This window comes from Shewanella sp. MF05960 (assembly GCF_050849305.1).
GTDB lineage: Bacteria > Pseudomonadota > Gammaproteobacteria > Enterobacterales > Shewanellaceae > Shewanella.
In genome coordinates this window covers 225,557-244,071 of sequence record NZ_JBOZPS010000003.1, presented here as the reverse complement: position 1 = coordinate 244,071, position 18,515 = coordinate 225,557, and the positions used below count along the sequence as shown (strand labels likewise).

Sequence of the window (18,515 nt, the reverse complement as noted above, 5' to 3'; positions counted from 1 at the left end):
AAATCGTTAATAAAATGGGAGCCAAATAGGCTCCCATTTTTTATGTGTATTTTACGTTAATTGACAAGACTATGGTGTTTTACAACACCATGGCTGCTATCCAGCCAAAGACTAACAATGGAATGTTGTAATGGACAAATGTTGGGATCACACTGTCACGAATATGATCGTGTTGGCCATCGGCATTAAGCCCCGCTGTAGGGCCTAAGGTCGAGTCTGATGCTGGTGAACCTGCATCGCCTAGTGCCGCAGCAGTACCGACTAACGCAATCGTTGCCGCAACAGAAAAACCAAAGCTGAGCGCTAATGGTACATAAATAGTGGCGATAATGGGAATCGTTGAAAACGATGACCCAATGCCCATGGTAATAAGCAAACCCACAATCAACATTAATAGTGCCGCGAGCGCTTTATTGTCGCCAATAATATCACCAAGTGATGTTACCAACGTGCCGACTTCACCGGTTGATTTTACGACAGCAGCAAAACCTGCGGCTGCAATCATAATAAAGCCGATGTTAGCCATCATATGCACGCCTTGATTAAACAAGTCTTTGCTGATGTCTTGTTTAATGATCCCTGAAAAACGAAAAATGATAAAACCACTTAACGCGCCAAAAATCATCGAGTCAGTTTGCAGTTGAACAATGAGTGTAACGACAATGGCCGATAGCGAAATAATAATGCTTTTACGGCTAATAACCGGCGTTATTGTGTCGCTAATAACGGGTTGCTCAATCATATATTGTCTCGGTTTGCGGTAACTAATGAATACTGCGGTGAGTAAACCACACACCATGCCCAGGGCGGGTAGTAACATTGCTTGTGGTATTTGGGCTGTGACGGCATTTAAGCCATTGGTGTTTAAATTAGCCAATAAGATATCGTTTAAGAAAATCCCACCAAAACCGATCGGTAAAATCATATAAGTGGTGACTAAACCAAACGTCAAAATACACGCAATAAGGCGACGGTCGATATTGAGCTTAGAAATAACGTGCAATAGCGGCGGAATAAGAATGGGGATAAAGGCGATATGGATCGGTAAAATGTTCTGCGACGAAACCGCCATAGCAAGAATGGTGACTAACAATAACCAACGTACCAGTTGAGTGTTACTGCTATTCGGTTCTTTGCCTAATTTGTTAATAATGGCATGAGAAATTAATGTCGTTAAGCCTGAGTGAGACAACGCTGCAGCAAATGCACCCAGTAATGCGTAACTCAAGGCTATTTGGGCTCCGCCCCCTAAACCATCATTAAAGGCAGCTATGGTTTGATGGATATCTAATCCACCGACTAAACCCGCAACAACAGCACTAATGGTTAATGCAACCACAACGTTAATTCGAATAAAGCTTAAAAACAGCATTAAACAGACAGCGATAACAACCGCATTCATAATCGTAATTCTTTAAAGTAAGTGAGACGGCTATTTTTGACTGCGCAGTAGTGTTTGTCCAGCGTAGATGAAAATTTTAGGTGATGATGCAAGGTTTACATCAATGATTGGGCAGATTTAATACAAATCAACCTGTGTATTAATTGTTCTCTATTACAAAGTGGTGCCATATATGACGGTTAGTATGGCTGAGTTTATGGATCAAAGAAGTGAGGCTATTAGGCTTTGTCGTATTTTTGTCACACGGCAGTATTACATTAGTGAGTCTGCATGTTTTATTTTTCAGCAGGTAAACTTTTTTCAACTGAAATAACTTATAAGTCGGCTAAATTAACTGTATGGTATATGACTGAATAAGTCGCAATGGTAACAATGTTTAAGTAGTGGATAACCACGAAAGAATATTTGTGCCCTTGTAGCATGTAAAAAGCCATTAAATGGAGATAGATAATGAGCGTATTAGTAGGCCGTCCAGCCCCAGATTTTACAGCCGCAGCCGTTCTTGGTTCTGGTGAAATTGTTGACACATTTAACCTCGCTACCGCGATTAAAGGTAAGCCAGCGGTTATTTTCTTCTACCCACTTGATTTTACTTTTGTATGCCCATCAGAGCTTATTGCTTTTGATCACCGCATGGAAGAGTTCACTAAGCGTGGCGTTGAAGTGATTGGTGTTTCTATTGATTCACAGTTTACTCATAACGCATGGCGTAACACTCCAGTAGACAAGGGTGGTATTGGCCAAGTTAAATACACTCTAGTTGCTGACGTTAAGCACGAAATCTGTAAAGCATACGATGTTGAGCATCCAGAAGCGGGTGTTGCTTTCCGTGGTTCTTTCTTAGTCGATAAAGAAGGCCAAGTACGTCACCAAGTGGTTAACGATTTACCATTAGGCCGTAACGTTGATGAAATGATCCGTATGATCGACGCACTTCAGTTCCATGAAGAGCACGGTGAAGTTTGTCCAGCAGGTTGGTCAAAAGGCGAAAAAGGTATGACTGCTAGCACTGAAGGTGTAGCTGCATACTTAAAAGATAACTCTTCAAAGCTGTAATGCTGCGAGTTTGAGCCAATAAAAAAAGCTGCCTCGGCAGCTTTTTTGTTGCAATAAATTATGTAGAGTGACACTCAATCCATTCTCATATCGGCTGATATCATACCGGCCGAGGTTAAAGAGTAGGTTGATGTTACTTATTTTCTCAGGTTATTTATTCTGCTTCAGTATCATCAGCGTCTGCACTGACAAGTGGCCAACCACCGAGAGCTTTCCAACGATTAACGATATGGCAAAACAATTCCGCTGTACGTTCTGTGTCGTAAAGCGCTGAGTGTGCCTCTTTGTTGTCAAAATCAATCCCAGCCATCTTACACGCTTTAGCGAGTACGGTATGTCCAATGGCTAAGCCTGCGAGTGTAGCAGTATCAAAGCTTGCAAACGGATGAAACGGTGAACGTTTTAAACTATTGCGTTCGATTGCCTGATTAACAAAGCCTAAATCAAATGCTGCATTGTGGGCGACAATAATGCAGCGATGGCAGTTAGCCGCTTTTTGGGCTTTTTTAACTTCTTTAAAAATTTCTAAAAATGCGACTTTTTCATCTACAGCACCACGAAGCGGATTAGTGGGATCGATGCCGTTAAATGCTAATGCTTCGGGTTCTAAATTGGCACCTTCAAATGGCTCAATATGAAAATGTAAGGTTTTATCGAGTTCAATGACACCATCACTGTTCATTTTTAACATGCTGACAGCAATCTCAAGCAACGCATCTGTTTTGGCATTAAAGCCTGCCGTTTCAACGTCAATCACCACAGGGAAATAACCACGGAAGCGGTGTTTAAACTTGTTAGCGTCGCAAATATCAGTCATTACAGTCTTCATCCTCAATTGATATCATTTTCAGAGCAAATGACATAAGCCGAGTATTATGCGCAAACTCACGCGCAGTGTCATGTTTGATTGTGGTTTTTATCAGCGATTAAACATGATTGTTTGCTAAAGAAACCCTATATAAGGCCGATAACTAGAATGTAACCTATTTAAAGAGTGTTTTTTATGTGGCGAAAACTGATGGTACTCACAAGTTTGTGTCTTTGCTCAACGGCTCATGCCGATTTGAGACATTATGTTGCGTCTTTAGAAAACTCAGCATGGCGAGTGGGTGAAAATAATCCAATTGAATGTCGACTCGAACACGACATTCCAGATTATGGTCGGGCCATTTTTACTAGCCATGCCGGCAAAGAGTTAAATCTACACTTCACATTAGACATGTGGTTAAAGCCTGATTCTGTAACCAATGCCACGTTAATTAGCCGTGCACCGAGTTGGCGTCCTGGACATAACTCTAAAGAAATTACCCAATTATCTTATCAAAAACAGTTTAATGGCGAGGTCCCTAAAAAAGCCGCATGGTCGATGTTGACTGAATTAAGCCAGGGTATGGAACCGACGTTCTATTATGCCGATTGGTACAACCAAAGTTCCAAAATAGCGGTAGGATTATCGTCTGCTAACTTTGGTGGCAAATACCGTGAGTTTCGCTCTTGTTTAGCCAATTTACTGCCTTACAGTTTTGATGATATTGCTTTTACAGTATTAAATTATCAAGAGGGGGGTGTGGAGTTAACGCGCTTCTCGAAAATGCAGTTACAAAAAGTACAACGCTATTTGTCTTTTGACCCTGAAGTAGAACTTGTGCTTATTGATGCTTACACAGACAGCTATGGTGGTCGCTCAATAAATCAAAAAGTGTCCGATAAACGAGCTGACTCAGTAAAAGATATTTTGGTTGCCAGTGGTATCCCACAAGACCGTATTCATACCCAAGGGCACGGAGAAAAGCGTCATGTTGCGGCTAACGATCTTGCACAAGAGCGCCAAATCAACCGTCGCGTGGTGATTAAAATCACCAAAGAGATTTAAACTTCTATATAGCATGTCGTTTATAAATATATGTCAGCCCAAGTGGATAACTGCTTGGGCTTAATTTTGTGCGTTATTTATGGACATTATGCCGATAACCTTGCTTTGCAAGATGTATTTAATAAAGGCTGTAATACCAATCAATATTAATAAGATGCCCTAATCTTAATCAATATTGATTGTTTGTAGGTTTTGTTGAAAAAAAGGCAAAAAAAACCCACTTAATCCAAGTGGGCTAAATAATTTGCAATCAACAAATTTAAGGAAGGAAGTCAAGCATAAGAACTAGGGTAAACTGAGGTATTGGGTTACACCAGTTTGGAGTTCTTGGTTTTCAGCATCTGAATCGGATGTGTCCTGAAAACAAGGCTATAATAGAATGAATATTCTAATTCGACAAACAAGAAAAATTACGGTTTCGCATTATTAAAACTAATGATTTAATGAGGTTGTTGGTAGTGAAAGTAGGCTTTATATCCAGTAATAGCGGTTTATTAAGTTATTATCCATTTTAGCTGCATAACTAGTCGGATTAGCAAATTAAACTAAACGATAATATTTAACAAATGAAGACAGTGATGATTTTTTGGCGACATGTCTTAGTGATAAAGGGGTGTAGTATCAGCGTTGATACCACTTAACACAGTCTTGATCATGTTTGCTGTGTTCTCATGACTTGCACAACCCATTAATGAATTCGTGCAAGGTTATTAGTCTGTAATTTTAAGGTTAAATTAAGCCTTTGTAAGCTTTGTTTTGCAGCCTAGTATAATTGCATTATGTTTAGCATTTAACTTTAGTATTCGGACTTTGCTTTATTAAGGCGTCTTGGCCGATAAGTCTCTTGTGTTGCTTAAGGTAAACCGAATAGCGAACGGATAATTAATGTGTGTTATTGATTATCCTTTTACCGCCAATTTACTCTCAAATCACGACTAATTTAGTGTCGTATAACTCGCGGTTTAATTACTCTTTTTTGTTTGAAAAATTGTTAATGTTTTGGGTAAAAACATTAATAAAGCTTCATCTATTACAGTTCCTGAGGTAATTCGGGTGTTTTAGCGCATTTTGAGCAAAATAAAGTCTGTTTTTAGCCTCAGACATTATTCACAAGCGTGTTGCTACTCGGTATAGTAGGCCAACTTTTGCCTCCTAAGAATTGATGCTCTGATTATGTTTGTTTGGCCCATATCAATTTACTATGAAGATACTGATGCCGGTGGTGTTGTGTATCATTCAAACTATTTGAATTTTTTTGAACGGGCACGAACACAATGGTTAAAATCGATGGGTGTTCGCCAAGCTGAATTGCTGGCGGAAGATATCGCTTTTGTCGTAAAACATGCAGAAATAGATTTTCGTAAAGCTGCAAAATTTGAGCAAGACTTATTGGTTGAGTCCAAGGTCGAAGAATTAAAGAAAGCGTCATTGGTGTTTCACCAGCGCTTAGTAGATCATCAAGGTGATTGCTATTGTGAAGCGACAGTGGTTGTCGCGTGTATATCTTTATCACGAATGCGTCCCCGCGCTATTCCCCTAAATATTGTTCAGGAGTTCGACTGTGCACGCTGAAATTTCATTTATTGGCTTGTTTTTAGAAGCCAGTGTGTTGGTAAAATTGGTCATGTTGACCTTGTTGGCATTATCGATTGCCTCTTGGGCCGTGATCATTCAACGCAACAAATTATTAAGCTCAGCAAGAGTAAAAGCGCTACGCTTTGAAGACACGTTTTGGTCGGGTGTTGATTTAAACCGTCTTTACAAAGAGCTTATTGCACGTGGAAGTGCGATTTCTGGTTTAGAATCGATGTTTGTAGCCGGTTTTAAAGAATATACTCGTCTAAGCAAAGTGAACAGTAAATCTCCAGAAGCGGTGATGGACGGAACGTCACGTGCGATGCGTGTTAGCTTGTCGCGTGAGATGGAAAAACTTGAAAATCATTTACCCTTATTAGCCACCATTGGTTCAACGAGTCCATATATTGGTCTGTTTGGTACTGTGTGGGGGATCATGAACTCATTTATCGCACTCGGCGCGGTTGAAAACGCAACGTTAGCAATGGTAGCACCAGGTATTGCTGAGGCATTGATTGCAACTGCAATGGGTCTTTTTGCAGCTATTCCAGCGGTCATTGGTTACAACAGATTTTCAACTCAAGTAGAAAAGCTAGAAAACTCGTATGCTAACTTTATGGAAGAATTCTCAAACATATTGCAACGTCAAGCATATAGCGAGAAGGAAGCTGTTTAATGTATCAGCGTAAGCGTCGTCGTCCGGTTGCAGAAATCAACGTGGTGCCTTATATCGACGTTATGTTGGTGTTGTTAATCATTTTTATGGTGACAGCGCCAATTGTATCGCAAGGTGTTAAAGTTGAATTGCCGCAAGGTAATGCAGAATCTCTGCCACCAGACAGTAAACCACCGATAGTAGCGTCAATTGACGCTGCAGGTGAATACTTTTTAAATGTGGGCAGTAGTTCAAATTCTGTGGCTATGGATTTAGAGCAGGTGTCTACTGAAGTTGGGGCATTAATTCAACTTGAGCCATTAAGACCCGTGGTTGTAAAAGCTGACCGCTCAATTCCGTATGAAAGCGTTATCCAACTCATGATAAGTCTTCAAGGTGCGGGAGTGCCTGCTGTAGGACTTATGACCGATTCGCCGAAGGAGAAATAGGTGGCTGGAAACTCAGATTTAACCGTACCCGTTTCTATTTCGGCTGGTATCCATATTGGGGCGATTGTCATTCTTGCCTTAGGCATTAGTTTTGATGACAAACCTAAGCCGATGCAAACAGCAGCCAGTGCTCCTGCAGTTCAAGCAGTTGTGATTGATCAGCAAAAAGTTACTGACAGAGTTGAGCAATTAAAGAAACAAAAGCAAGATGCGTTGCAGCAAGAGAAAGCGCGTCAAGCAGAGTTAGAACGTAAAGCGCAGGAAGCAAGGCGTGAGCGTGAAAGCGAACAAGAAAAGATTAAAACGTTAGAGATCCAACGTAAGTTGAAAGAGGCTGAAACGCAAAAAGCAAATGATGCCGCTAAAGCCGCTCAGGTTAAGCAGCAACAAGAGAAAGAGCGCGCCTTAAAAGCGGAAGAGATCAGAAAGCAGAAAGAAAAAGAACAAAAGGTATCTGAAGAAGCCGCTAAGCAAGCTGCTGAAAAGCGTAAGCAAGAAGAAGCGACTGCCAAGAAAGCGCAAGAAGAGCGCCAACGTGCAGAAGATGAACGTAAGCGCAAAGAAGAAGCCGAACGTAAACAACGTGAAGATGCTGAACGTAAGCGTAAAGCTGATGCCGACGCTAAAGCACGTCAAGAGCGTGAAATGGCTGAAGCAATGGCTGCTGAACAAGACTCGTTGTCGAAAACACGTAATAAGCAAGTGTTGTCAGAAGTTGATAAATACAAAGCGATGATCATTGCCACCATTCAACGTAACTTAGTGGTTGATGAATCAATGCGTGGTAAAAGTTGCCGAGTCTTTATTCGCTTAGCCGCTGATGGGTTTGTGACAACAGCACAAACGCTTGAAGGCGATCAAGTGGTTTGCCGCGCAGCAAAAGTTTCGATAAACAAAGCGGGGCGTTTACCTGTATCGCCTGAGCCTGCTGTTTATCAACAGTTAAAAGAAATTAATTTAACCGTTTCACCGGAATTTAATTAATATCAAACGTATTTAAGATGGAATTGAATTAAAGGAGTCGCATGAAGAATTTTGCTAAATGGTTAACACTGGCACTTGTTGTGTTAACGACACCTGCTCGCGCAGCGTTAGATATTGTAATTACAGAAGGCGTCGATGCGGCAAGACCGATTGCGGTTGTGCCTTTTGTTTGGCAAGGGCAAGGTCCTGCACCTGCGTCAATATCAGACGTAGTAACATCTGACTTAGCTCGCAGTGGTGCTTTTAAATCATTAGATGTGCGTGCATTGCCACAATCAACATTGTCATCTGTTAGCGGGTTTGCGGCGCAAAGCTGGACCAACGTTGACGCTGAAGCGGTTGTTGTTGGTAGTGTAAAGCCTTATGGTGCAGATCAATACCTTGTGAGTTTTGAACTAATTGACTTAGTTAAAGCACAAAACTTAATCAGTAAAGGCCCTGTTAATAACAGTGAATTATTACTTGAAAGCCGTGAGACAGTGATCAGTGCTAGCCAGTTTAGACAATATGGCCACCGTATTAGTGACATTGTTTATGAAAAACTGACTGGTATCCGTGGTGCGTTCTTAACTCGTATTGCATATGTTGTTGTTAAACAAGGTCAAAAAGCGCCTTATCATTTGATGATTGCTGACTATGATGGCTATAACGAACAAATGTTGTTACGTTCGCCAGAACCATTAATGTCACCAACCTGGTCTCCTGATGGTCGTCGTTTAGCGTATGTGAGTTTTGAAAACAGAAAAGCAGAAATTTTTGTACAAGACATCTACAGCCAAACGCGTACTATGGTGAGTAGTTTTAATGGTATTAATGGGGCTCCGTCATTTTCACCAGACGGTAAAAAGTTAGCCATTACATTATCAAAAGATGGTCAACCGGAAATTTATGTTGTCGATATTGCGACTAAAGCTACACAGCGCATTACCGACCATTATGCGATCGATACTGAGCCTTCTTGGTTCCCAGATGGTAAATCATTGTTATTTACCTCTGAGCGTGGCGGTAGACCACAGTTATATCGTGTAAGTTTAGATACAAATAAAGTCTCTCGTATGACATTTGAAGGCGAATGGAACCTTGGCGGTTCAATTACTCCAGACGGTCGTAGTATGATTTTTGTAAACCGTACTAATGGTAAATTCCACATTGCTAGAATGGATTTAGCAACACGCTTTATGCAGGTGCTTTCGTCAACTCAACTTGATGAATCACCAAGTGTTGCTCCAAATGGCACTATGGTTATCTATGGTACAACCCATGAAGGTAAACAAGTATTAGCTGCTGTCTCTGTAGACGGCAGATTTAAAGCAAGATTGCCTGTCGGCCAGGGCGAGGTGAAGTCACCAGCATGGTCTCCGTTTCTCTAAATAGATATTGATAAGGATTTAAAATGGATCTGAATAAGTTGTTTAAAGCTATGTTGGTTGCAGTTCCGCTTATGGCACTGGGTGCCTGTAGCTCAACTTCAGACTCTGAAACTGACGCTAACGGTTCTATGAGTGGTACTGGTAGTGAATATGGTGCTGGTGGTATTGAAACTGGTGGTGCTGGAGCAGTATTAAGCCCAGCTGAACAGCAACGTTTAAAAGAACAAGAGCTACGTCGTCAAAACATCATTTACTTTGATTTTGACCGCAGTGAAGTTCAAAGCGAAAACGCTGATATCCTTCAAGCACACGGTAACTATTTAGTAGAAAACCCAAGTGTACGTGTATTGATCGAAGGTCATGCCGATGAACGTGGTACGCCTGAGTACAACATCGCACTAGGCGAACGTCGTGCTAAAGCGATTGCCAAATACTTACAAGGTATGGGTGTACAACCTAACCAAATGAGTATTGTAAGTTACGGCGAAGAGAAGCCATTAGATTATACTCGCACAGACACAGGTTTTGGTAAAAACCGTCGTGGTGTGTTAGTTTACTAAGCGTTAAAAATGTAAGGCCAACCGATATCGGTTGGCCTTTTTTAGGAGTGAAAAAAATGAAACAAGCCATATTAGTTGCGGCAATGTTCTTCACTACTGCGACTGCATTTGCTGCCCCTGCACCTGTTTCAGATGCTTCTAGTGGTTCAAGTGATGATCGAATCGCAAAATTAGAACGTATTATGAAAGCCAAGCAACAGGGCGAGTTTGAAATGCAACGCCGTATGGATGCATTACAAAATGAAGTGTTGGATTTACGAGGCATTACTGAGCAACAAAATTATCAAATGAATCAAATGCTACAGCGTCAACGTCAGCTGTATGAAGAAATTGCTAATCTTACTGCTAAGTCATCAACCCCAGCGGCGCCTGCTGAAGCTCAAGCAGACCCAACAACGGTTGCAGCAGCCAGTTCTACACTAGGAGAAACGGCGAGCTATGAAGCTGCTGTGAACCTCGTTTTGAAAGATCGTAAATATGATGATGCTATTCCTGCGTTTCGTGATTTTATTAAACAATATCCCGACTCGAATTATGCCGCAAACGCAAACTATTGGTTAGGTCAATTGTTATACAATAAAAGTGACTACACCGCGGCTAAGCAAGCATTCAGTACAGTTGTCAGTAAATTCTCTGATTCTAATAAGCGTGGTGACAGTTTAGTCAAACTAGGCATGATCGCTGAAAAAGAGAATGACTCAGCCGGTGCTCGTGCGCTTTATAATAAAGTCCTTAAAGAATATGCCGACAGTGCATCTGCACGCCTTGCTCAACAGCAATTATCAGCATTGAAAGGCTAATTAAGACAAAAAACAGCCTCTTAGTCTGTTTTTCATGCAAACAACAACAAATTATAAATTTGCGCTTGCATGAGAAATTGAAAAAGGTATTATAGGCGCCCTCAGAACGGCATAGCCTTCTGAGGGGTTTAAAAGCATTAATCTTCCTATGTAGTTACTGCATAATAAAGTGATTAAGGTTTATAAACTAAGATGGGTCGTTAGTTCAGTCGGTCTTGAAACATAGACAGTTGGCTTTTGTTCCAGTAAGCGATAAAGCTTATAAAACCAAGATGGGTCGTTAGTTCAGTCGGTCTTGAAACATAGACAGTTGGCTTTTGTTCCAGTAAGCGATAAAGCTTATAAAACCAAGATGGGTCGTTAGCTCAGTGGGTCTTGAAACATAGACAGTTGGCTTTTGCTCCAATAAGCGATAAAGCTTATAAAATTAAGATGGGTCGTTAGCTCAGTGGGTCTTGAAACATAGACAGTTGGCTTTTGCTCCAGTAAGCGATAAAGCTTATAAAACCAAGATGGGTCGTTAGCTCAGTCGGTAGAGCAGTTGGCTTTTAACCAATTGGTCGAAGGTTCGAATCCTTCACGACCCACCACTTTTTTAAATCGTGGTTAAAGAATTTAAATGTTGTATCTGATGGGTCGTTAGGTCAGAGGGTCTTGAAACATAGACAGTTGGCTTATGCTCCAGTAAGCGATAAAGCTTATAAAACTAAGATGGGTCGTTAGCTCAGTCGGTAGAGCAGTTGGCTTTTAACCAATTGGTCGAAGGTTCGAATCCTTCACGACCCACCACTTTCTAAATCGTGGTTAAAGAATTTAAGCGTTATACCAGATGGGTCGTTAGCTCAGTCGGTAGAGCAGTTGGCTTTTAACCAATTGGTCGAAGGTTCGAATCCTTCACGACCCACCACTTTCTAAATCGTGGTTAAAGAATTTAAGCGTTATACCAGATGGGTCGTTAGCTCAGTCGGTAGAGCAGTTGGCTTTTAACCAATTGGTCGAAGGTTCGAATCCTTCACGACCCACCACTTTCTAAATCGTGGTTAAAGAATTTAAGCGTTATACTAGATGGGTCGTTAGCTCAGTCGGTAGAGCAGTTGGCTTTTAACCAATTGGTCGAAGGTTCGAATCCTTCACGACCCACCACTTTCTAAATCGTGGTTAAAGAATTTAAGCGTTATACTAGATGGGTCGTTAGCTCAGTCGGTCTTGAAACATAGACAGTTGGCTTTTGCTCCAGTAAGCGATAAAGCTTATAAAACCAAGATGGGTCGTTAGCTCAGTCGGTAGAGCAGTTGGCTTTTAACCAATTGGTCGAAGGTTCGAATCCTTCACGACCCACCACTTTCTAAATCGTGGCTAAAGAATTTAAGCGTATATAAGATTTACCAGATGGGTCGTTAGCTCAGTCACTTTGGTTTAAATCAACGACTGCAGTTGGCTTTTAACCCATTGGTCGAAGTTTATAATCCTTTACGGCCCACCACTTCTTGATTTCTCCTCTTCAATATCTACTTGATAGTTCCAAACTAATTAATTCTATGTTCAGTTTACTCATCTTTTATTAGATTTTTGTCAGGTATACGATTCAACTTTGCATTGGTGACTGCAAAACCAAGATGGGTCGTTAGCTCAGTCACTTTGGTTTAAATCAACGACTGCAGTTGGCTTTTAACCCATTGGTCGAAGGTTCGAATCCTTCACGACCCACCACTTCTTGATTTCTTCTCTTCAATATCTACTTGATAGTTCCAAACTAATTAATTCTATATTCAGTTTACTCATCTTCTATTAGATTTTTGTCAGGTATATGATTCAACTTTGCATTGATGACTGCAAAACCAAGATGGATCGTTAGCTCAGTCACTTTGGTTTAAATCAACGACTGCAGTTGGCTTTTAACCCATTGGTCGAAATCTCGAATCCTTCACGACCCACCATTTTTTGATTTATTCCTCATTACTTACCTCAGTTTATCCATTACTGCTTACCTGCAATGTTCAAATGCAATGTACAAACCAAGCATTAGCTTTCGCTTGTCTACTTTTGTCTCATAGACCTATTGCTAATGTTACTTGAATGTTAATTGACCGATATTGCATAGGATTAGAATAAAACTAAAAGGGAGAACGTAATGAAACAAGCAACATTAAGTTTATGTATTGCAGGTGCGATATTGGCGATGAGTGGGGGAGCTCAAGCTGCAACAGATATGACATTTGGTGGGTATATTAAAGCCGATGTTATGTTTAGTGATTATGGCAATGGCGCACCAGATTCTGGCGCACTTTCTCGTCAGTTTTATGTGCCAGGGACGATATACGGTACAGAAGGCAATGGGAAGGAAGTCGTTGACTTTCAGGCGCGAGAATCTCGTTTTAATTTTAAAACAGTAACCGATGTAGACGGTCATAAATTAACCGGATTTATTGAGCTGGATTTTATGACTCATGCCGATGGTAATGAGCGTGTGTCTAATAGTTATTCACCTCGTATCCGCCATGCGTTTGTAAGCTATGATGAATGGACCATCGGCCAAACGTGGACGACGTTTCAAAATCCGGGGGCATTGCCTGAGAATTTAGATTTTGTGGGAGCACCGGAGGGGACACCCTTTGTTAGGCAGTCGCAAATTCGTTACAGCACAGGTAATTGGCAATTTGCGATAGAAAATCCTGAAACCACGGTTACCCCTTTTGGTGGCGGCGCTCGGATAACCAGTGGTAGTGGTGTGGTGCCTGATTTTATAGGCCGTTATAATTTTAGCACGGCTAATGGGTCATCATTTTCTGCGTCAGCCATCGTGCGACAACTCAATGTAGAGCAAGTGATTGGCGGCACAACTTATGACACCTCTGAGCTAGGTTACGGTGCCAGTTTTGCAGGGGTTATCCCTGTAGGCAAAGATGACTTTAAATTTACGGCGACATATGGTGAAGGGCTTGGGCGTTATATGGCTTTGAACTATGCCAACGCAGGCGTAATTGATGCTGATGGCGATATTCAAGCGATTAAGTCGTTTGGTGGTTTTGTGTCGTACCGCCACTGGTGGACTGAGCAATGGCGTTCTAGTGTGACCTTCTCTGGTTTTACGGCCGATAATGATGTCGCGCTGACTGGAGAGGCTGTGAATAAATCTGCCTATTCAGCTTACGTCAATTTATTGTACTCTCCATCAAAACCATTAACTTTTGGTGTGGAATTTATGCATGCACTGAACGAGCTTGAAAATGGGTTTGAAGGTGACTTAAATCGTGTGATTTTTTCCGCTAAATACGTATTGTAGAGGTGGTAATAAAACAAAAGGCAACCATCAGGTTGCCTTTTTTATGAGCATCAAATTGAGCAATTTACTTTAATAAATTGTTTTGACGAACATAGGCTTCAAATTCTGTGCAACCACCAATTGGCAATTCATCAATAAAGATTTGTGGCACAGTTTCTACTGTCTTACCGACACTTTTAGAAAGGTCTGCCTTTGTGATCCCTTCAGCATGAATATCAACATACTTAAATTTAAAATCTTCACTTTGAGCTGCTAATTTTTCAGACAGTTCAACAGCACGAACACAATATGGGCAACCTGGACGGCCAAAAATAACTACAAACATGGTGACTCCTGTTTAATGATATGGACAATTTATACCATATGAGCTTTTTTTTTCATAATTCAACGCGATTAATTTTGTTTTAACTCATATCGATTTTATATTTGCCTTGATAATCAAAAAATGAATCAACTAAATCCCAGCGATATTTATTTTTCTTTAATAGTAATAAATCGGGTTTTCTAAACCGCTCTTTATCGGCCAACACATCGTTAGCTTGGTTATATTTAGGATGAAGTAAACCGGGTGTGCGAGTGTGGCTCAATACAAACACGGCATAAAATGCTCGACGTTGAGCGGGGGTAGAAAATTGGAATGTCTGTTTGAAATCGTTACCTTCAATGTCGATGTATTGAATGATGAGCTTTTCGTCTTGGCAAAGTAATAACATCTCTTGGCATTTAAATAAGTGATGATGCTGGGCATTAAGTACTTGTTTAAGGCGTTTGTCTGGGTCAATTAAGGTTGACTGACAAGTTTGGCAAATACGCGCAGCAATGTCATTTTCAGCGCCGCAGTCAGGGCACGATTTTGAGCGGAAACGAAAATCGCACTGTTTGGTGTCATCGATCAATCCTTGGCAGCGTCGGCCAAAGTGTTCAATGATATCGCCATCAGCGTCAACTAACCCCCAAAATGTATTGGCAAATTGGCAAATAGGGCAGTGGACTTGTACAGGGACTGACTTGCTGTTTGGTTTAGCTTGACCTACTTCTGGATAAAATAAATCATAGCCGTTTGCCGCATAATCAATCACTAAGCAGTCGGCTTTATTATCTGCAAGCCTGAGCCCACGGCCAATCATTTGTTGAAACAAACTCACAGACGCCGTTGGACGTAATATGGCAATTAAATCGACATGCGGCGCGTCAAACCCTGTGGTTAACACGGCAACATTAACGATGAATTTGAGCTTTTTGGCTTTGAAGCGTTCTATGATGTCATCACGATCAGAGTGTGGCGTTTTTGCCGTGATCAATGCCGCATCATCATCCATTAACGCCATTATCTCATCAGCATGGCGCACTGTGGCAGCAAAAATAAGTACGCCTTGGCGATGTAGTGCTAATTGTCTAACTTGCTTAATAATGGCTGTCGTCGCACGGCCTTGATGGTGCAGTAGGTTATCAACTTCTGTCGCCGAATATTCATTGGTTTCAACCGGTGCTAAATTACTGAAGTCGTATTGTGCACTGAGTCCATCAAAAATCGTGGGTTGAGTTAAATAACCTTTTTTTATTAATGGCCGCATAGGCAGCTCAAAAATGCACTTCTCGAATACTGGTTTATCAGTGTTACCGACTTTACCGTGATAATGGTGTCGATATATCCAGCCCAATCCAAGCCGATAAGGCGTAGCGGTCAGTCCTAATAGTTTTATTTGTGGGTTCTTAGTGCGTAAATGAGTTAACAACTGTTGATATTGGCTCGTCGACTCTGTACTCACGCGATGACATTCATCGATAATGATCAATGAAAATGCCTGATCAAATTTATTGAGCGCGCGTGAAGCTGATTGAACACTGGCCACAACTGTTTTGCCATTGGCTTTTTTTTGTTTGAGCCCCGCAGAATAAATATTGGCTTCTTGAGTCAGTAACCCTACTTTTTCTGCATTTTGAGCCACTAACTCTTTCACATGGGTGAGCACTAATACATTACCATTAGCGATCCTTGCCAATTCAGCAATCACAATGCTCTTACCTGCTCCTGTAGGTAAAACTAATACCGCAGATAGTGGGCTTTGTTTAAAATGCGCCACAGCGGCATCTACAGCTTGTTGTTGGTAATCGCGAAGGTTAATCATCATATTTGAGGTCGTAGGTGGTAATATTTATCTATACATCATCATATTTTGCAACAGAGTAGCATATTCATATAGTGGATAAAGGCCATTGTGGTTTATCGCATTAATTGTTTAATCGATATCACTTTACACCGATCTTATATTTGGTGTTGTATCAAGCGTTGTATGAGGTTAAATGGCATTGTGATGATCAATATTGCTAATTTAATTCAATCTATTGCAATGCTGTGTGTGATTGCCGAAATATAAAGAACAAAAAAAGGCCCCTCTGGGAGGGGCCAAAAAGAGAAATTGGTCAGGATTTCTCATGGGTGGATAGATTGATAGTGTGACATTATTCTGTTTTGTTTAAACGGCTTTCAATTAAGGTATCAATTACCGCTGGATCAGCCAGTGTTGAAGAGTCCCCTAAGTTAGTCACTTCGTTTGCCGCAATTTTACGTAAAAAACGACGCATGATTTTACCTGAGCGTGTTTTAGGTAATCCGCTCGCCCATTGAATAAGATCTGGGGTCGCTAGGGCACCAATTTCTTTTCGCACCCATTGGCGTAATTCTTGGCGTAACTCTTCAGTTGGCTCAACGTCGCGTGTTAAGGTGACGTAGGCATAAATGCCTTGGCCTTTAATGTCATGTGGATAACCCACAACGGCAGCTTCTGCAACGAGCTCATGCGACACAAGTGCGCTTTCAACTTCTGCAGTACCTAGGCGGTGGCCAGAAACGTTAATTACGTCATCGACACGGCCTGTTATCCAGTAGTAACCATCTTCGTCGCGACGCGCGCCATCACCGGTAAAGTACATGCCACGGAACGTTTTAAAGTAGGTTAGGGCAAATCTGTCATGGTCACCGTATACGGTACGCATTTGACCAGGCCATGAGTCAAGAATAACCAAGTTTCCTTCGGTAGCGCCTTCAACAATATTACCCATGTTGTCTACTAATGCAGGTTGTACGCCAAAAAAAGGTCGAGTGGCTGAGCCTGGCTTAGTATCCGTTGCGCCTGGTAGCGGGCTAATCAAAATGCCGCCGGTTTCTGTTTGCCACCAGGTATCGACAATCGGGCAGTTTTCATGACCGATCACCTCATGGTACCAGCGCCACGCTTCTGGGTTAATCGGTTCGCCCACTGAGCCCATAATACGTAATGAGTCACCTTTGTAGCTGCTAAATTGCTCTTTGCCTTCAGCCATTAATGCACGGATTAATGTTGGCGCTGTGTACAGAATATTCACATTGTGGCGGTCAATCATTTCGCCAAGACGTGCAGGCGTTGGATGATTTGGCACACCTTCATGAATTAATACTGTCGCGGCGTTAGCAAATGGGCCATACACCATATACGAGTGGCCGGTAATCCAACCAACATCTGCAGTACACCAGTAAACTTCATCGGCTTTATAATCAAACACATATTCATGTGTCATCGAAGCATAAACCATGTATCCGCCAGTGGTATGTAACACACCTTTAGGGTTACCGGTTGAGCCTGAGGTATAAAGTAAAAATAGTGGGTCTTCAGCGTTCATTTCAACAGGTTGGCAATATTCAGAAGCGACTTCCATTAACGAATGCCACCACACATCACGACCTTCAACCCAATCAATATCACCACCGGTGCGTTTTAATACAATGACTTTTTCAACTGAGGTGACATCTGGGTTGGCAATCGCTTCATCAACACTGCGTTTTAACGGAATTTTACGGCCACCACGAACACCTTCATCTGAGGTAATGAGTACTTTAGATTTACCGTCAATGACTCTTGCTGCAATTGAATCTGGTGAGAATCCACCAAACACTACAGAGTGGACTGCACCAATTCGGGCGCACGCGAGCATTGCTACTGCGGCTTCTGGCACCATAGGCATATATATTGTGACAATATCGCCTTTACTCACACCTTGGCTGCGTAATGCATTGGCAAACTTACAGACGTCAGCATGTAATTCTGCATAGGTGATTTTACGCTGTTCATTGGCGTCATCACCTTCCCAAATAATCGCCAGTTTATCGCCGTGCAGCTCTAAATGACGGTCTAAACAATTAGCTGATGCGTTGAGCGTACCGTCATAAAACCAGTTGATAGATAAATTATGATCATCAAATGAGGTTTTTTTAATTTTGGTGTAAGGTTTCATCCAATCGATACGTTTGCCGTGTTCTCTCCAAAAACCTTCTGGATTAACAATGGACTCCTGGTACATTTTCTTATATTGATCGTTATTAACCAGTGCGTTATCTGCAATGTCACTAGGAACTTTGTAAAGAGACTGCGAGCTCATAGGGGCTTCCCTTTCTAAAAATGGCGTGGCTAAAGTATCATCTTTAACCGACGCCTAACACTATTAGACCTTGGTCTAGTTTTAAAATATCC

Annotated in this window: 15 protein-coding genes and 7 tRNA genes; 17 read left to right on the top strand and 5 right to left on the bottom strand. The window is 41.5% G+C overall.

Translation table 11 applies throughout. The annotated features are described in order from the left end of the window. Window positions 1-79 precede the first annotated feature (79 nt). Complete coding sequence (locus tag ACROAE_RS04525; RefSeq protein ID WP_432399752.1) at window positions 80-1,402, bottom strand: Na+/H+ antiporter family protein; 1,323 nt, start codon at window positions 1,400-1,402, stop codon at window positions 80-82. A 450-nt stretch (window positions 1,403-1,852) separates the two neighbouring features. Here ACROAE_RS04525 and ACROAE_RS04520 point away from each other — a divergent pair, with 450 nt between their 5' ends. Further along, the gene (locus ACROAE_RS04520; protein ID WP_160056527.1) at window positions 1,853-2,458 is read left to right on the top strand and encodes a peroxiredoxin; all 606 of its coding nucleotides are present in this window, start codon (window positions 1,853-1,855) and stop codon (window positions 2,456-2,458) included. 154 nt (window positions 2,459-2,612) lie between these two features. Here the strand turns inward: ACROAE_RS04520 and rnt are convergent, their stop codons facing one another. After that, complete coding sequence (rnt, locus tag ACROAE_RS04515) at window positions 2,613-3,275, bottom strand: ribonuclease T (RefSeq protein WP_432399749.1); 663 nt, start codon at window positions 3,273-3,275, stop codon at window positions 2,613-2,615. 186 nt (window positions 3,276-3,461) lie between these two features. Here rnt and ACROAE_RS04510 point away from each other — a divergent pair, with 186 nt between their 5' ends. The 16 genes from ACROAE_RS04510 (at window position 3,462) to ACROAE_RS04435 (ending at window position 14,007) form a co-directional block, all read left to right on the top strand. Beyond that, complete coding sequence (locus ACROAE_RS04510; RefSeq protein ID WP_432399747.1) at window positions 3,462-4,331, top strand: flagellar protein MotY; 870 nt, start codon at window positions 3,462-3,464, stop codon at window positions 4,329-4,331. A gap of 1,170 nt (window positions 4,332-5,501) precedes the next feature. Further along, window positions 5,502-5,903 (top strand): tol-pal system-associated acyl-CoA thioesterase, encoded by a 402-nt coding sequence (gene ybgC, locus ACROAE_RS04505; protein ID WP_432399842.1) that lies wholly within the window; start codon window positions 5,502-5,504, stop codon window positions 5,901-5,903. Then, on the top strand, window positions 5,893-6,582 hold the full coding sequence (tolQ, locus tag ACROAE_RS04500; protein ID WP_432399745.1) for a protein TolQ: 690 nt from the start codon (window positions 5,893-5,895) through the stop codon (window positions 6,580-6,582). The genes ybgC and tolQ overlap by 11 nt, the downstream gene beginning before the upstream one ends. Continuing rightward, complete coding sequence (gene tolR, locus ACROAE_RS04495) at window positions 6,582-7,010, top strand: protein TolR (protein ID WP_188954947.1); 429 nt, start codon at window positions 6,582-6,584, stop codon at window positions 7,008-7,010. Before tolQ ends, tolR begins: the two co-directional genes overlap by 1 nt. After that, the gene (tolA, locus tag ACROAE_RS04490; protein WP_432399743.1) at window positions 7,011-7,994 is read left to right on the top strand and encodes a cell envelope integrity protein TolA; all 984 of its coding nucleotides are present in this window, start codon (window positions 7,011-7,013) and stop codon (window positions 7,992-7,994) included. A 41-nt stretch (window positions 7,995-8,035) separates the two neighbouring features. Further along, complete coding sequence (gene tolB, locus ACROAE_RS04485) at window positions 8,036-9,364, top strand: Tol-Pal system beta propeller repeat protein TolB (RefSeq protein ID WP_432399741.1); 1,329 nt, start codon at window positions 8,036-8,038, stop codon at window positions 9,362-9,364. A gap of 23 nt (window positions 9,365-9,387) precedes the next feature. Continuing rightward, window positions 9,388-9,924 carry a peptidoglycan-associated lipoprotein Pal gene (gene pal, locus ACROAE_RS04480; RefSeq protein ID WP_188954953.1) on the top strand — a complete coding sequence of 179 codons (537 nt, stop codon included), beginning with the start codon at window positions 9,388-9,390 and terminating at the stop codon, window positions 9,922-9,924. 56 nt (window positions 9,925-9,980) lie between these two features. After that, a complete protein-coding gene (gene ybgF, locus ACROAE_RS04475; protein WP_432399739.1) occupies window positions 9,981-10,724 on the top strand; it encodes a tol-pal system protein YbgF in 744 nt (247 codons plus the stop codon). A gap of 514 nt (window positions 10,725-11,238) precedes the next feature. After that, window positions 11,239-11,314 (top strand) — tRNA-Lys (locus tag ACROAE_RS04470). 123 nt (window positions 11,315-11,437) lie between these two features. After that, a tRNA-Lys gene (locus ACROAE_RS04465) sits at window positions 11,438-11,513 on the top strand. A 42-nt stretch (window positions 11,514-11,555) separates the two neighbouring features. Continuing rightward, a tRNA-Lys gene (locus tag ACROAE_RS04460) sits at window positions 11,556-11,631 on the top strand. Between the two features lie 42 nt (window positions 11,632-11,673). Beyond that, a tRNA-Lys gene (locus ACROAE_RS04455) sits at window positions 11,674-11,749 on the top strand. Between the two features lie 42 nt (window positions 11,750-11,791). Continuing rightward, a tRNA-Lys gene (locus ACROAE_RS04450) sits at window positions 11,792-11,867 on the top strand. A 122-nt stretch (window positions 11,868-11,989) separates the two neighbouring features. Beyond that, window positions 11,990-12,065, top strand: a tRNA-Lys gene (locus tag ACROAE_RS04445). Between the two features lie 277 nt (window positions 12,066-12,342). After that, window positions 12,343-12,434: transfer RNA gene (locus ACROAE_RS04440), tRNA-Lys, on the top strand. Window positions 12,435-12,855: 421 nt separating this feature from the next. Next, entirely contained in the window at window positions 12,856-14,007 is a 1,152-nt protein-coding gene (locus ACROAE_RS04435) for a DcaP family trimeric outer membrane transporter (RefSeq protein ID WP_432399737.1), read from the top strand. 64 nt (window positions 14,008-14,071) lie between these two features. Here ACROAE_RS04435 and ACROAE_RS04430 read toward each other — a convergent pair whose 3' ends face one another. From ACROAE_RS04430 to acs, 3 genes are all read right to left on the bottom strand, one after another. Then, window positions 14,072-14,332 carry a GrxA family glutaredoxin gene (locus ACROAE_RS04430; protein WP_432399735.1) on the bottom strand — a complete coding sequence of 87 codons (261 nt, stop codon included), beginning with the start codon at window positions 14,330-14,332 and terminating at the stop codon, window positions 14,072-14,074. A gap of 79 nt (window positions 14,333-14,411) precedes the next feature. After that, window positions 14,412-16,139: a DEAD/DEAH box helicase family protein gene (locus ACROAE_RS04425; protein ID WP_432399733.1), complete on the bottom strand. Its 1,728-nt coding sequence runs from the start codon at window positions 16,137-16,139 to the stop codon at window positions 14,412-14,414. Between the two features lie 331 nt (window positions 16,140-16,470). Next, window positions 16,471-18,423 carry an acetate--CoA ligase gene (acs, locus tag ACROAE_RS04420; RefSeq protein ID WP_432399731.1) on the bottom strand — a complete coding sequence of 651 codons (1,953 nt, stop codon included), beginning with the start codon at window positions 18,421-18,423 and terminating at the stop codon, window positions 16,471-16,473. Window positions 18,424-18,515: the final 92 nt, after the last annotated feature.